Origin of the sequence: Nocardioides sp., from assembly GCF_030149505.1 — a bacterium.
Classification (GTDB): domain Bacteria; phylum Actinomycetota; class Actinomycetes; order Propionibacteriales; family Nocardioidaceae; genus Nocardioides.
The window spans coordinates 31,546-43,986 of record NZ_JASBRN010000022.1 but is presented as its reverse complement, the minus strand read 5'-3'; the positions used below and the strand labels follow the sequence as shown (position 1 = coordinate 43,986).

Here is a 12,441-nt window from a genome sequence, read left to right as displayed (position 1 = left end):
TACCCGGCGGTCACCCGCGGGGCGGGGTGGTTCACCGCTCGGGAGCCAGCGACCAGGGGTTGGAGCGGCGCAGCGCCTCCACGAGCACCAGCAGCAGGTCGCTGCGCACCGCCGGCGGTCGCGGCCCGATGGCGAGGTGGAGGTAGAGCGAGCGCAGGAAGGCCTCGGGGTGGGCGGAGCGGGAGTAGGGGTCGGCGTCCTCGCCGGGTCCGTGCGTGGCGGCCGCGGCCACCCGGTTGATCCAGGGCTCGACGACGCTCAGCGGCACCAGGTCGCGGCGCAGCACCTCGATGACGGCCACCGCCAGCCGGTCGGGCTCCCCGCTGGACCAGGTGGTCGTGGTGGGGGCCAGCAGCCGGTCGGCGACGACGTCGAGCAGCACCGTGAGCTCGGGGGTGTGCAGGTGCGGGGAGCAGGCCAGGGTGCCGAGTGCGTCGGCCCCGTGGGCCACCGCGTGCGCCCAGCCCTTGCCGGGCACGAAGCCGCGCAGGTCCTGCTCGCGCAGCAGCCAGGTGGCCAGCCGGTCGCCCCACTCCAGGATCTTGCCGCCGGGGACCAGCGGGCGCTGGTTGTCGCGGGCCACGCAGGCCCCGAGCACCAGGGCGGAGAAGGAGCGGCGGAACACCGAGTCGTCGCCGGACCCGCCGAGGCCGGTCGACAGCCCCGCGGCCATCCCGTCGCCCAGACCGCCCAGCAGGTCGTCGTAGACCCCGCGCGAGACCCAGGTCGCGAGCGTGGGGAAGGCGGTCCCGTCGCGCAGCACCGGGTCGGGGTCGCCGAGCATCCGGGTCAGCTCGGCGGTGAGGTCGCCGAGGGGTCGGTCGGTGGGCACCGCCATGTCGCTGGCCAGCACCTGTTCCCAGTAGTCGTAGCCCCCCGAGACGCTCCCCGTCATGGCGCAGATCCTGCCACCTCCGACCGACGGCGCCGACAGGGGAGGGGGCCGGTCTACGCTCCCCGCGTGACCTCGTTGACCGAGCTGGTGCGCAGCCACACCGACCTCGACGCCGACGACGTCGCCTGGCTCCAGCTGCTCATGGCGGACTGGCAGATCATCGCCGACCTCTCCTTCGCCGACCTCGTGCTCTGGCTGCCCGACAAGGGCGGTTCGGGCTTCTGGGCGGCGGGCCAGATGCGTCCCACGACCGCCCCCACGGCGTACGTCGACGACGTGATCGGCACCTTCGTCCCGGTCGGCCGGCGCCCGCTGCTCGACCAGGCCCTCGCCGAGGGCCGGCTCGTCCGCGAGGGGGACCCGGAGTGGCGCGACGAGGTGCCGGTGCGGGTCGAGACGATCCCCGTGCGCCACCGCGACCGGATCGTGGCCGTCGTGGCCCGCAACACCAACCTGCTGGGCGTGCGGACCCCGAGCCGGCTGGAGCTGTCCTACCTGCAGACCGCCGCCGACCTGACCCGGATGATCGCCGCCGGCCGCTTCCCCGCGACCGGCCAGCGCAGCGACCACGCCGACTCGCCCCGCGTGGGCGACGGGTTCGTGCGCGTCGACGCCGAGGGCCGGGTCGTGTACGCCAGCCCCAACGCCCAGTCGGTCTTCCGCCGCCTCGGGCTCAACGGCGACCTGGCCGGCCACCGGCTCACCGACCTGACCCGGTCCCTGGTGCCCTCGCGTCGACGTCCCGACGAGGAGACGCTCAGTGCGGTGATGGGCGGGCGGGCGCACCGCGACACGGAGTTCTCCACCGACGGCGTCGCGCTGATCGCCCGGTCGATCCCGCTGCGCCCGGACGGTGAGCACATCGGTGCGCTCGTGCTCGTGCGCGACGTCACCGACCTGCGCCGCCGGGACCGGGAGCTGATCACCAAGGACGCCACGATCCGAGAGATCCACCACCGGGTGAAGAACAACCTGCAGACGGTCGCGGCCCTGCTGCGCCTCCAGGCGCGCCGGATCGACGCCCCGGAGGCCAAGGCGGCCCTGGAGGAGGCGGTGCGCCGGGTCGGGTCGATCGCCATCGTCCACGAGACCCTGAGCCAGGCCGTGGAGGAGGACGTCGACTTCGACGAGATCGCCGACCGGCTCTGCGGCATGGTCAGCGAGGTCAGCGCCACCGCCGGCCAGGTGCGGATCGAGCGGCGGGGGAGCTTCGGGCGGCTGCCCTCGGAGACCGCCACGCCGCTGGCGATGGTGCTCACCGAGGTGCTGCAGAACGCCGTCGAGCACGGCTACCCGGGTGAGCGGGCCGGATCGATCGAGGTCTCCGTGCGGCGCGCCGGCGGCCGCCTCGCGGTCGCGGTGGTCGACGACGGCCGCGGACTGCCCGACGGCTTCACCCTCGACGGGTCGACCAACCTCGGGCTCTCGATCGTCCGCACGCTCGTGGAGTCCGAGCTCGCAGGCAGGCTCGCGCTCGGCCCCGCGAGGGCGGCTCGTCCCGAGGCCGGGACGCGCGCGGCGATCGACGTGCCGCTGGAGTGAGGGTCAGGCGGTGCGGACGCGGGCCCGCGCCGTACGCCGCTTGAGCGCACGGCGCTCGTCCTCGCTGAGACCGCCCCAGACACCGTGGTCCTGACCGGCCTCGAGGGCCCACTGCAGGCACTGCTCGCGCACGTCGCAGCGGCGGCAGACCTGCTTGGCCTCCTCGATCTGGAGGATCGCAGGGCCCGTGTTGCCGATCGGGAAGAAGAGCTCGGGGTCCTCGTCGAGGCAGGCGGAACGGTGGCGCCAATCCATGGCTGGGGTATCCCTCTTTCCTTCTACGTCCGGGCAAGCCAGGGGTGGCAGGGCCTGCGGCGCTCCTGTCGCGCGGTCCGTCGGCGGGCCTGTGGGCATGCAGGACGGACTCCGGCGCGAGCGCAGCGACCAGCGTGGCAATGATTGGACCGTTAAACAAGACCTAACGCCTGCCCATCGTGGTCTGCTACGTCACAGCGGCGGATCACCCCTGCAGGCCGCGCGACGTGCTATCCGCGTGGGAACCCGCCCGGTCCCCGAGCGGGACCGGGAGCGCCCCACGCAGCGCCTAGGCTTGGCAGGTGACCTCCCAGGTGCCCCCGACCGAGCCCGCCCCGACCTCGGGGGCCCGGCCCGCCCCGCTCGTCGTGGCGGCGTCGCTGGCGGGACTGGAGGGCGCCGCCCTCCTGCTGCTGGCCGCGCTGGAGGCCGCCAGCATCGAGTCCGAGCGGCTCTCGCTCGGGCTGTCCACCGCGGTCTTCTTCCTGCTGGTGGGCGCTGCCGTGCTGTCGTGCGCCTGGGGGCTGTTCCGGATGGCCTCGTGGTCGCGCGGCCCCCTGCTGCTGACCCAGCTCATCGCCCTGGGCCTGGCGTGGAACGTGCAGGACCTGCCGCTGCTCGCGGTGGCCCTCGTGCTGGTCGCGCTGGTCACGCTGGCCGGGATGCTGCACCCCGACACGATGCGCGCGCTGGGCGCGCTGCCGGAGGCGGACCCGCGCGAGCGGTAGCCGTCGGCCAGGCCCGTGGCCGCAGCCGGCTCAGCCGTGCTCGGCGGCCTGCAGCGAGCTGCGCAGCTGCTCCAGCGTGCGGTTGAGCAGTCGCGAGACGTGCATCTGCGAGACGCCGATCTCCTCCGCGATCTGGCTCTGCGTCATGTTCTTGAAGAAGCGCAGCAGCAGGATCTTCTTCTCGCGCGCGTCCAGCTGGTCCAGCAGGGGCTTGATCGACTCGCGGATCTCCACGTGCTCCATCCCCGCGTCCAGCTCGCCGAGGGCATCCAGCATCGAGGCCGCGCCGTCGTCGGAGTCGTCGGTGGCGTCGAGGGAGAGCGTGGAGTAGGCGTTGGAGGACTCGATGCCCTCCACGATCTCCTCGACCGTGCAGCCGATGTGCGCGGCGAGCTCGCTGGCGGTGGGGGAGCGGCCGAGGTCCTGGGTCAGCTCCGCGGTCGCGGTGCCGATCTGCATCCGCAGCTCCTGGAGCCGGCGCGGCACCCGGATGGCCCAGCCCTTGTCGCGGAAGTAGCGCTTGATCTCACCGATGATCGTGGGCGTGGCGTAGGTGGAGAACTCCACACCACGCTCGGTGTCGAAGCGGTCCACGCTCTTGATCAGGCCGATGGTCCCGACCTGGACGAGGTCCTCGAAGGGCTCGCCGCGGTTGCGGAAGCGCCGCGCGCAGTGCTCCACCAGCGGCAGGTGCAGGCGCACGAGGGCGTCGCGGGCGGCGTCGCGGGAGGCCTGGGAGGCGCCCTCGTCGAGGAACTCCACGAAGAGCTCGGCGCTGCGTCGACGGGTCTCCTCGATGCCGGCGCGCCGGGCGTCGGTGGGCTCGCTCGCCTCGGGCGGGTCCGGGACCTCGGGCAGCGCCACGTCGGGGAGCGGCGTGGCCGCCTCGACCGCGGGCTGGTCGGGTCCTGCGGTGGGGGTCATGGTCACAGGCCCGAGGAGTCGGGCGCCATCACGAGGGTCACGACCAGCTCGCCCTCGGTGGTGCTCATGGTCGCGCTGCTCGCGAGCGTGGTGAGCACCTGCCAGGCGAAGGAGTCGTGGTCCGGCGGAGCGGGCTGCGAGGCCGTCACGGCCACCGAGATCACGAGCCGGCCGGGTGCCAGCGCGAAGCGACCCGTGAGGTCGGAGCCGGGGTCGGCCTCGGGCAGCACCATCGCGCACGCCTCGCCGACCGCGATCCGCAGGTCCTCGATGTCGTCGATGGTGAAGTCGAGGCGGGCAGCGAGCCCGGCGGTGAGGGTGCGCAGCACCGAGACGTAGGCGCCGTCGGCAGGCAGCCGCAGCTCGACGTCGGGGCGGCGGTCGCCGGGTGCCTCGACCGGACCGGGCTGTGACATGGGGTCGTCCTCGTCTGCTGCGTGGGTGTGGGGGGAGGAGTACGTCGGTGGAGCGGATGTGGCGCGGGTGCAGCGCGGGCCGGCCCCGGTGGGGACCGGCCCGCGCTGACAGACCGGCCGGAGGCCTCAGGCCTTCTTGGTCTCCCAGAAGATCTCTGCGATCTCGTCGATCTTGGCGAGCAGCTGGTCGGCCACGTCGGCGTCCAGCGAGCCCTTGGCGCCCGAGGCACCGGCCAGCTTGGTCGCCTCGTTCACGAGGACGTGCAGCTGGGGGTACTTCTCGAAGTGCGGGGGCTTGAAGTAGTCGGTCCACAGCACCCACAGGTGGTGCTTGACCATCTCGGCGCGCTGCTCCTTGATGATCAGCGCGCGGGTGCGGAAGTCGGGGTCGTCGTTGTCGGCGACCTTGGCGATGATCCCCTTGATCGACTCGGCCTCGATACGGGCCTGGGCGGGGTCGTAGACACCGCACGGCAGGTCGCAGTGGGCCGAGACGTCGATCGTGGGGGCGAACAGCTTCGAGAACATGCAGGTCCTTTTCTCATCGAGTCGTCCTGGTGGCTTGGGACACTACTCCCCGTGGACTCACCCCGACGACGACCTCTCCCTTGGGTCCTCCGGGTCCTGCGGGTCCTCCGGGCCCCCGGGACCCCACCGACCGCGCGGCTGGGGCTGGCGCGCGTCCACGGCGCCTCCATGGCCCCCACCCTGCGCGAGGGCGACCGGCTCCTCGTGGCCCACGGCCGCCGGGTGCGGCCCGGTGACGTCGTGGTCGGGGAGCTCGCGGACGGCACGGTCGCGGTGAAGCGCGCGGTCGAGCGGCGTACGACGGCCTCCGGCGCGGGCGGCTGGTGGCTGCTCAGCGACGACCCCGCCGTCGGCGTCGACTCGCGGCACCGCGGCCCGGTGCCCGACGAGCGGGTCCTGGCGGTGGTGCTGGCGCGGCTCTGGCCGCGTCCGGGGCGGCTCTGAGGGCCGGCGCCCGCGCCCCTTCCTGTGACCCATCGCACCGCGAGACGCCCCCCGGAGGATGACGTCCGCTGTGCCAGACTTCCGGCCGTGTCCGAGACGCCGAACACCCCCAAGCCCTTCCGTGCAGCCCACCACCCGCACGAGGGCGACCCCGTCTTCGACCTCCACCTGGGCGGCAAGATGGAGATCACCTCCGCGCCGCTGACGGGGAAGGAGGACCTCTCGCTGGCCTACACCCCCGGGGTGGCGCTGGTGTGCGAGGCGATCGCGGCCGACCCGAGCATGACCCAGCACTACACCTGGGTGCCCAACACCGTGGCCGTCGTCTCCGACGGCACCGCCGTGCTCGGCCTGGGCGACATCGGCCCGGCCGCCGCGATGCCGGTGATGGAGGGCAAGGCGGTGCTCTTCAAGCAGTTCGGCGGCGTGGACGCCGTCCCGATCTGTCTGGACACCACCGACACCGAGGAGATCATCGAGACCGTCGCCCGGCTCGCGCCGAGCTTCGGCGGGGTCAACCTGGAGGACATCTCCGCGCCGCGCTGCTTCGAGATCGAGGACCGGCTCAAGGAGCGCCTCGACATCCCCGTCTTCCACGACGACCAGCACGGCACCGCCGTGGTCGCGCTCGCCGCGCTGGAGAACGCCCTCAAGCTCACCGGTCGCGACTACGCCACGACCCGGGTCGTCATCTCCGGTGCCGGCGCCGCGGGCGTCGCCATCGCCAAGATCCTCATCGAGGCCGGCATCACCGACCTCGCTGTCACCGACCGCAAGGGCGTGGTCCACTCCGGCCGTGACGACCTGACGCCGGTGAAGAAGGCGCTGGCCGAGATCACCGCCGACAAGGCCGGGCGCTCGGGCTCGCTGGCCGACGCCCTGGACGGCGCCGACGTCTACCTCGGGGTCTCCGGCGGCACCATCCCGGAGGAGGACATCGCCCGGATGGCGCCCGACGCGATCATCTTCGCGATGGCCAACCCCACACCCGAGGTCCACCCCGACATCGCGCACAAGTACGCCCGCGTCGTCGCTACCGGCCGCTCGGACTTCCCCAACCAGATCAACAACGTCCTCGCCTTCCCCGGCATCTTCCGGGGCGCGCTGGACGTCCACGCCACCGGCATCACCGAGGGCATGAAGCTCGCCGCGGCCAACGCGCTGGCCGAGCTGGTCGGCGACGAGCTCCGCGAGGACTTCATCATCCCGGGCCCGTTCGACCCCCGCGTCCCTGGCGCCGTGTCGGCCGCCGTGGCCGAGGCCGCTCGGCGAGACGGGGTGGCCCGCCGCTAGCCGGCGATCGGTACGGTCGGCGCATGTTCGCCGTCTACGCCGACTCCTTCTCCTCCGACGACCCGCTGTCCGCGCTGAGGCTGGGGGAGCGACCGGACCCGGTCGCCCCCGACGGGTGGACGACGGTGACCGTCAAGGCCGCCTCGCTCAACCACCACGACGTGTGGTCGCTCAAGGGCGTGGGGCTGAAGTCCGAGCAGCTGCCGATGATCCTGGGCTGCGACGCCGCCGGCCTCGACGAGGACGGCAACGAGGTCGTCGTGCACGCGGTCATCAGCGACCCGGCGTGGACCGGCGACGAGACCCTCGATCCCCGTCGCTCGCTGCTCTCCGAGCGGCACCAGGGCACCTTCGCCGACAAGGTCGTCGTGCCGCGCCGCAACGTGGTGCCCAAGCCCACGTCGATGTCCTTCGAGGAGGCGGCCTGCCTGCCGACGGCCTGGCTCACGGCGTACCGCATGCTCTTCACCCGCGGCGGCCTCAAGGCCGGTGACACCGTGCTCGTGCAGGGAGCCGGCGGCGGCGTCGCGACCGCCTGCATCATCCTCGGCCGTGCCGCGGGCCTGAAGGTGCTCGCGACCAGCCGTGACGAGGCCAAGCGCGCCCGGGCGCTGGAGATCGGTGCCCACGAGGTCTTCGAGTCCGGCGCCCGGCTGCCGGTGAAGGTCGATGCGGTGATGGAGACCGTCGGCCGCGCCACCTGGTCCCACTCGATCCGCGCGCTGCGCCCCGGCGGATCGATCGTCATCTCCGGCACCACCTCGGGCCCGCAGCTCGACGATGCCGAGCTGACCCGGATCTTCTTCCTCCAGCTCTCGGTGATCGGCTCGACCATGGGCACCCGCGACGAGCTCGCCTCGCTCGTCTCGCTGCTCGACGCCACCGGTGCCCGCCCGCTGGTGGACCGCACGCTCCCGATGGAGCAGGCCGCCGAGGGCTTCGCCGCGATCGTCGACGGCGACGTGTTCGGCAAGATCGTCCTCACCCGGTGACCCCGACGACGGAGGCCCGGGCCCACCTGGTCACCGGTGCCGGCTCCGGCATCGGTGCCCTGGTGGCGGCGGCGCTGCTCGAGCGCGGCGACGAGGTGCACGTGGTGGCCCGCTCGGAGCAGCGCGCGACCGAGCTCGCCGCCCAGCTGCCGGGAGCCATCACGCTCGTGGCCGACCTGGCGCACCCGGAGTCCGTGGAGGCGCTGGCCCTGCCCGGGCGGCTGGACTCGGTCGTCCACGCCGCCGGTGTCGTCCAGCTCGGCACGGTCGCGGAGCTCTCGGTGCAGGACTGGGCCGAGCAGCTGCGGGTCAACCTCGTCGCGCCTGCCGCCCTGACCCGGGTCGCGCTGCCGGCGCTGCGGGAGGCCCGCGGCACCGTGGTGCTGGTCAACTCGGGTGCCGGGCTCTTCGCGCACCCGCAGTGGTCGGCGTACGCCGCCAGCAAGCACGGGCTGCGGGCCCTGGCCGACGCGCTGCGGGCGGAGGAGGCCGGGCACGGCGTCCGGGTCACCAGCATCTACCCCGGCCGCACCGCCACCCCGATGCAGGAGCAGGTGCACACCCAGGAGGGCAAGGAGTACGACGCCTCCGCGTGGATCCAGCCGCAGACCGTCGCCGACGCGGTCCTGCACGTCCTCGACCTGCCCGGCGACGCCACCATCCCCGACCTCACGATCAAGCCCGGACCCCGCTGAGGTCCTACTCCTGACCCGAGCGCCACTGCAGGGCGCCGATGATCACCATCCGCAGCTGCGTGCGGGCGGTCTGGGTCAGCCGGCGCTCGGCCTCGGGGCGGCCGGCGACGGCGACGAGCGACTCCGCGGTGTGCACCATCGCGGTGACGATCAGGTTGGAGAGGATCCGCAGGTCCTCGGTGCTCCAGGCGTCCGGCCCCGGGAGCCGGGCCAGGTCGGTGGCCAGCTCGCGCTCGCAGAGCTCGATCTCGTGGCGGATCGCCTCGCGCACGGAGGGCGGGCCGGCCGTGCGCTCGCGCGCGATGAAGGCGAAGTGCGCCCGCTGGGCGTGCACGTGCGAGACCAGTGTGTCGACTGACCGGTCGACGATCGCGGCGAAGGAGACCGGGGCCGTGCCGCCCGCCTCCACCCGGCGTACGTCGCGGAGCATGGCGCGCAGCGACACGAAGGACTCGTCGACCAGCGCCAGGCCCAGCGCCTCGATGGAGTCGAAGTGGCGGTAGAAGCCGGTGGGGACGATCCCGACCCGCCCGGCGACCTGGCGCAGCGACAGCGCGACCAGGCTGCTGTCCTCGCAGAGCTCCAGGGCCGCGTCCAGGATGGCGCGCCGGGTGCGCTCCTTGCGCTCCACGCGGGTCTCGGTCACGGGGCCAGCCTATCGAGGCGGGTCGGCCGACTCGTCGGTGCACATGTGTCCACCCTCACTCAGTGCCGTGGGGCGGGTCACCTGCGCGCCACTTGACCCTGCCGGGGGCCGGTCTGCACTATTGAGTGAACAGACGTTCACCCATTGTCAGGAGACGACATGAGTATCGCCGGCACCATCCTCCGCTCCCGCGCGGTCGCCGCACTCACCTCGCCCCACGGTGTGGACCGCTACCTCGAGCAGATCAACCCGATGTGGGCCGCCACGGAGGTCCGCGCCCGCGTCCTGGACGTCCGGCGCGAGACCGGCGGCGAGCACCCCGTCGCCACCATCACCCTCCAGCCGACCGGCACCTGGCGCGGGCACCGCGCCGGTCAGTACGTCCAGGTCGGCGTGGACCTGCCCGGGAGCCGGCGGACCACCCGCTGCTTCACCATCTCCTCCGCGGCCTCGCTGCCGGGGGAGAGCATCCAGCTCACCGTCCGCGCCCAGGGCGAGAAGCGCCCCGGTCAGTCGGTGAGCCGCTGGCTCGTCGAGCGCGCCCAGGTCGGCGACATCGTCCACCTCTCCCAGGCCGAGGGCGACTTCGTCCTCGAGGAGAGCCCGGCGACCCCGACCAACAACCACCTGCTCTTCCTCACCGGCGGCTCCGGCATCACCCCGGCCATGTCGATCCTGCGCACCCTGCTGCGCGACGGGTACGACGGCAGGGCCGGCCGCCGCGTGACGTTCCTGCACTTCGCCCGCTCGGCCGAGGACCAGATCTTCGCAACGGAGCTGGCCGAGATCGCCGCGGCCGACAACGACGTCGACGTCGTGCTGCGCCACGGCAGCGTGTTCAGCGAGTTCGAGCTGCGCCGCCTGGTGCCGTCGTACGCCGCCACCGACACGTGGGCCTGCGGCCCCGCTCCCATGCTCGACCTCGTCCGCGAGGCGTACGCCGACAGCCCCTCGCTGCGCACCGAGCTGTTCAACGTCGCCAGCGTCGTGCCGTCGGGTGCGGCCGAGGGCGACGTCGCGTTCGCCCGCTCCGGCAAGCAGGCCGCCAACACCGGCACCACCCTGCTGGAGCAGGCCGAGGCCCTGGGGCTGCGCCCGACCTCCGGCTGCCGGATGGGCATCTGCTTCTCCTGCACCGCCACGAAGTCCAGCGGCACCGTCCGCAACGTCCTGACCGGCGAGGAGTCCTCGCTGCCCGACGAGGAGGTCCGCGTCTGCGTGTCCGCGCCCGTCGGCGACTGCGTCGTGGATCTCTGAGGCGCCGAGCAGTCACTTCCGAACCCTCGACACGTCACCTCCGCACGCTCGACCGAAGGGACCCACCCATGAGCACCACCCAGAACACCCGCGCCACCGCCACCTCCAGCGCCACCACCGACCCCGTCTCCGGCAAGGTCCCGCTGACCGCGGAGCAGCTGCAGGCGTTCGGCGAGGAGATGGACGCCATCCGACAGGCCGTCCTGGCCGACCTCGGTGAGGCCGACGCCGCCTACATCCGCAAGGTCGTGAAGTACCAGCGTGGCCTCGAGGTCGCCGGCCGTGCGCTGTTCTACGTACCGCCGGCCTGGCCGCTGGCCGTCGCCGCGCTCTCGTTGTCGAAGATCCTCGACAACATGGAGATCGGGCACAACGTCATGCACGGCCAGTACGACTGGATGGGCGACCCGGGCCTGAACTCCCGCATGTTCGACTGGGACACCGCCTGCCCCGGTGAGCAGTGGAAGTACTCCCACAACTACATCCACCACACCTTCACCAACATCCTCGGCAAGGACCGCGACATCGGTTACGGCATCCTGCGCATGGACGAGGACCAGCCGTGGCGGCCCTACTACCTGGGCAACCCGGCCTACGCCTTCGCGCTGATGATGCTCTTCGAGTGGGGCGTGGCCCTGCACGACCTGGAGGTGGAGAACATCGTGGCCGGCAAGCGGAAGCTGGCCGACAACAAGCCCCTCTACCCGCGCCTGCTGCGCAAGATCCGCCGCCAGGCGCTCAAGGACTACGTCCTGTTCCCGGCGCTGACCGGCCCGCTCTTCCCGCTGACCTTCGCGGGCAACGCGGTGGCCAACGTCGTGCGCAACATCTGGGCCTTCAACATCATCTTCTGCGGCCACTTCCCGGCCGGCGTGGAGACCTTCTCCGAGGAGGAGTGCCTGGACGGCGTCGACGACAAGGGCGAGCCGGTCGAGACCCGTGGCCACTGGTACTACCGCCAGGTGCTCGGCTCGGCCAACATCTCCGGCGGGCCGTTGTTCCACATCATGAGCGGCAACCTGAGCCACCAGATCGAGCACCACCTCTTCCCGGACCTGCCGGCCCGCCGCTACCCCGAGGTCGCCCAGCAGGTGCAGGAGATCTGCGAGCGCTACGGCCTGTCCTACAACACCGGCCCGCTGCACAAGCAGGTCGGCAGCGTGTTCAAGAAGATCTGCCGGCTCGCCCTGCCCGGGCGTGGAGCGAAGGCCGCCGAGCCCGTCGCCGCCCAGGAGCGGATCGCGGCCTGAGGCCTAGGCTGCGGAGCATGGGAACGGGGCCTCGGGCGCTGCTGGTGACGGCGGCGCTCGGGGCCCTGTCGCCGTCGTTGGGCGGGTGTGGTGGCCCGGACCCCGCCCTCGTGGCCGAGCTCGAGGGTCTCGACACCACGTTCCACCTGGTCGACCTGCGCGGGTCGGGCCTCTCGAACCTGTACGTCGACGGCGACCGTGCGCTCGCCGACGTCACCGCCTTCCCCGGGGCGAGCCTGGTCCAGCGCGCGGCCGCCACGCCGGGAAGGTCCTCGCGGTGCGAGACCTACTCCTGGGCCTATCTCGCCGACAGTGACTGCCGCGAGGTGGGTCAGGACGCCTTCGTGGCCGACTTCGAGGAGATGACGACCGTGGGCGTGGTCCGCGACGACGGCACCCTGCTGGTGCTGGCCGGTCTGGTGACCGAGGTCGACCGGACGCTGGCCGACGACGCCCTGGTCGCGCTCCGCGAGGCGCCCGCGGTCAGTGCCGAGGAGCTCGCCGGGGCCGTGCCCGCCGCCGAGGGGTGATCGGGAACATGTGGTCGCAGAGGCGTGCGGAGGGGAGACTGTCGCC

The 12,441-nt window shown here is 72.6% G+C and carries 15 protein-coding genes; 9 read left to right on the top strand and 6 right to left on the bottom strand.

All coding sequences use genetic code 11. The features are described from left to right. Positions 1-31: 31 nt before the first annotated feature. Positions 32-895: a DUF2785 domain-containing protein gene (locus Q1V71_RS04475; RefSeq protein WP_300641123.1), complete on the bottom strand. Its 864-nt coding sequence runs from the start codon at positions 893-895 to the stop codon at positions 32-34. 66 nt (positions 896-961) lie between these two features. Between Q1V71_RS04475 and Q1V71_RS04470 the strand changes: the two genes are divergently transcribed. Then, on the top strand, positions 962-2,437 hold the full coding sequence (locus tag Q1V71_RS04470) for a sensor histidine kinase (protein WP_300641121.1): 1,476 nt from the start codon (positions 962-964) through the stop codon (positions 2,435-2,437). Between the two features lie 3 nt (positions 2,438-2,440). Here Q1V71_RS04470 and Q1V71_RS04465 read toward each other — a convergent pair whose 3' ends face one another. Continuing rightward, entirely contained in the window at positions 2,441-2,692 is a 252-nt protein-coding gene (locus Q1V71_RS04465) for a WhiB family transcriptional regulator (protein ID WP_300641119.1), read from the bottom strand. Between the two features lie 302 nt (positions 2,693-2,994). Here Q1V71_RS04465 and Q1V71_RS04460 point away from each other — a divergent pair, with 302 nt between their 5' ends. Then, positions 2,995-3,420 (top strand): hypothetical protein, encoded by a 426-nt coding sequence (locus Q1V71_RS04460; RefSeq protein ID WP_300641117.1) that lies wholly within the window; start codon positions 2,995-2,997, stop codon positions 3,418-3,420. A 30-nt stretch (positions 3,421-3,450) separates the two neighbouring features. Here the strand turns inward: Q1V71_RS04460 and Q1V71_RS04455 are convergent, their stop codons facing one another. From Q1V71_RS04455 to sodN, 3 genes are all read right to left on the bottom strand, one after another. Further along, positions 3,451-4,344, bottom strand: a complete 894-nt coding sequence (locus Q1V71_RS04455) for an RNA polymerase sigma factor SigF (RefSeq protein WP_300641115.1) — start codon at positions 4,342-4,344, stop codon at positions 3,451-3,453. A 2-nt stretch (positions 4,345-4,346) separates the two neighbouring features. After that, positions 4,347-4,760 (bottom strand): anti-sigma factor, encoded by a 414-nt coding sequence (locus tag Q1V71_RS04450; protein ID WP_300641113.1) that lies wholly within the window; start codon positions 4,758-4,760, stop codon positions 4,347-4,349. Between the two features lie 126 nt (positions 4,761-4,886). Beyond that, positions 4,887-5,288, bottom strand: coding sequence for a superoxide dismutase, Ni (sodN, locus tag Q1V71_RS04445; RefSeq protein WP_300641111.1), 402 nt, complete (start codon positions 5,286-5,288; stop codon positions 4,887-4,889). A 96-nt stretch (positions 5,289-5,384) separates the two neighbouring features. Between sodN and Q1V71_RS04440 the strand changes: the two genes are divergently transcribed. From Q1V71_RS04440 to Q1V71_RS04425, 4 genes are all read left to right on the top strand, one after another. Then, positions 5,385-5,732 (top strand): S24/S26 family peptidase, encoded by a 348-nt coding sequence (locus Q1V71_RS04440; protein WP_300641207.1) that lies wholly within the window; start codon positions 5,385-5,387, stop codon positions 5,730-5,732. A 180-nt stretch (positions 5,733-5,912) separates the two neighbouring features. After that, positions 5,913-7,025: an NADP-dependent malic enzyme gene (locus Q1V71_RS04435; RefSeq protein WP_300641205.1), complete on the top strand. Its 1,113-nt coding sequence runs from the start codon at positions 5,913-5,915 to the stop codon at positions 7,023-7,025. Between the two features lie 23 nt (positions 7,026-7,048). After that, a complete protein-coding gene (locus Q1V71_RS04430; RefSeq protein WP_300641109.1) occupies positions 7,049-8,017 on the top strand; it encodes a zinc-binding dehydrogenase in 969 nt (322 codons plus the stop codon). Continuing rightward, positions 8,014-8,712, top strand: coding sequence for an SDR family oxidoreductase (locus tag Q1V71_RS04425; protein WP_300641108.1), 699 nt, complete (start codon positions 8,014-8,016; stop codon positions 8,710-8,712). Before Q1V71_RS04430 ends, Q1V71_RS04425 begins: the two co-directional genes overlap by 4 nt. Positions 8,713-8,716: 4 nt before the next feature. Here Q1V71_RS04425 and Q1V71_RS04420 read toward each other — a convergent pair whose 3' ends face one another. Then, positions 8,717-9,358 carry a TetR family transcriptional regulator gene (locus Q1V71_RS04420; RefSeq protein ID WP_300641106.1) on the bottom strand — a complete coding sequence of 214 codons (642 nt, stop codon included), beginning with the start codon at positions 9,356-9,358 and terminating at the stop codon, positions 8,717-8,719. A gap of 159 nt (positions 9,359-9,517) precedes the next feature. Here Q1V71_RS04420 and Q1V71_RS04415 point away from each other — a divergent pair, with 159 nt between their 5' ends. From Q1V71_RS04415 to Q1V71_RS04405, 3 genes are all read left to right on the top strand, one after another. Continuing rightward, positions 9,518-10,615, top strand: coding sequence for a ferredoxin reductase (locus Q1V71_RS04415; protein WP_300641104.1), 1,098 nt, complete (start codon positions 9,518-9,520; stop codon positions 10,613-10,615). A gap of 68 nt (positions 10,616-10,683) precedes the next feature. Then, positions 10,684-11,865, top strand: coding sequence for an acyl-CoA desaturase (locus tag Q1V71_RS04410; RefSeq protein ID WP_300641102.1), 1,182 nt, complete (start codon positions 10,684-10,686; stop codon positions 11,863-11,865). A gap of 17 nt (positions 11,866-11,882) precedes the next feature. Beyond that, positions 11,883-12,395 carry a hypothetical protein gene (locus tag Q1V71_RS04405; RefSeq protein WP_300641100.1) on the top strand — a complete coding sequence of 171 codons (513 nt, stop codon included), beginning with the start codon at positions 11,883-11,885 and terminating at the stop codon, positions 12,393-12,395. Positions 12,396-12,441 lie beyond the last annotated feature (46 nt).

Bases quoted from the DNA above. Each gene is read 5' to 3' on its own strand.
- Q1V71_RS04475 (WP_300641123.1), bottom strand. From the start codon at position 895: ATGACGGGGAGCGTCTCGGGGGGCTACGACTACTGGGAACAGGTGCTG.
- Q1V71_RS04465 (WP_300641119.1), bottom strand. From the start codon at position 2,692: ATGGATTGGCGCCACCGTTCCGCCTGCCTCGACGAGGACCCCGAGCTC.
- Q1V71_RS04455 (WP_300641115.1), bottom strand. From the start codon at position 4,344: ATGACCCCCACCGCAGGACCCGACCAGCCCGCGGTCGAGGCGGCCACG.
- Q1V71_RS04450 (WP_300641113.1), bottom strand. From the start codon at position 4,760: ATGTCACAGCCCGGTCCGGTCGAGGCACCCGGCGACCGCCGCCCCGAC.
- sodN (WP_300641111.1), bottom strand. From the start codon at position 5,288: ATGTTCTCGAAGCTGTTCGCCCCCACGATCGACGTCTCGGCCCACTGC.
- Q1V71_RS04435 (WP_300641205.1), top strand. From the start codon at position 5,913: ATGGAGATCACCTCCGCGCCGCTGACGGGGAAGGAGGACCTCTCGCTG.
- Q1V71_RS04430 (WP_300641109.1), top strand. From the start codon at position 7,049: ATGTTCGCCGTCTACGCCGACTCCTTCTCCTCCGACGACCCGCTGTCC.
- Q1V71_RS04415 (WP_300641104.1), top strand. From the start codon at position 9,518: ATGAGTATCGCCGGCACCATCCTCCGCTCCCGCGCGGTCGCCGCACTC.
- Q1V71_RS04410 (WP_300641102.1), top strand. From the start codon at position 10,684: ATGAGCACCACCCAGAACACCCGCGCCACCGCCACCTCCAGCGCCACC.
- Q1V71_RS04405 (WP_300641100.1), top strand. From the start codon at position 11,883: ATGGGAACGGGGCCTCGGGCGCTGCTGGTGACGGCGGCGCTCGGGGCC.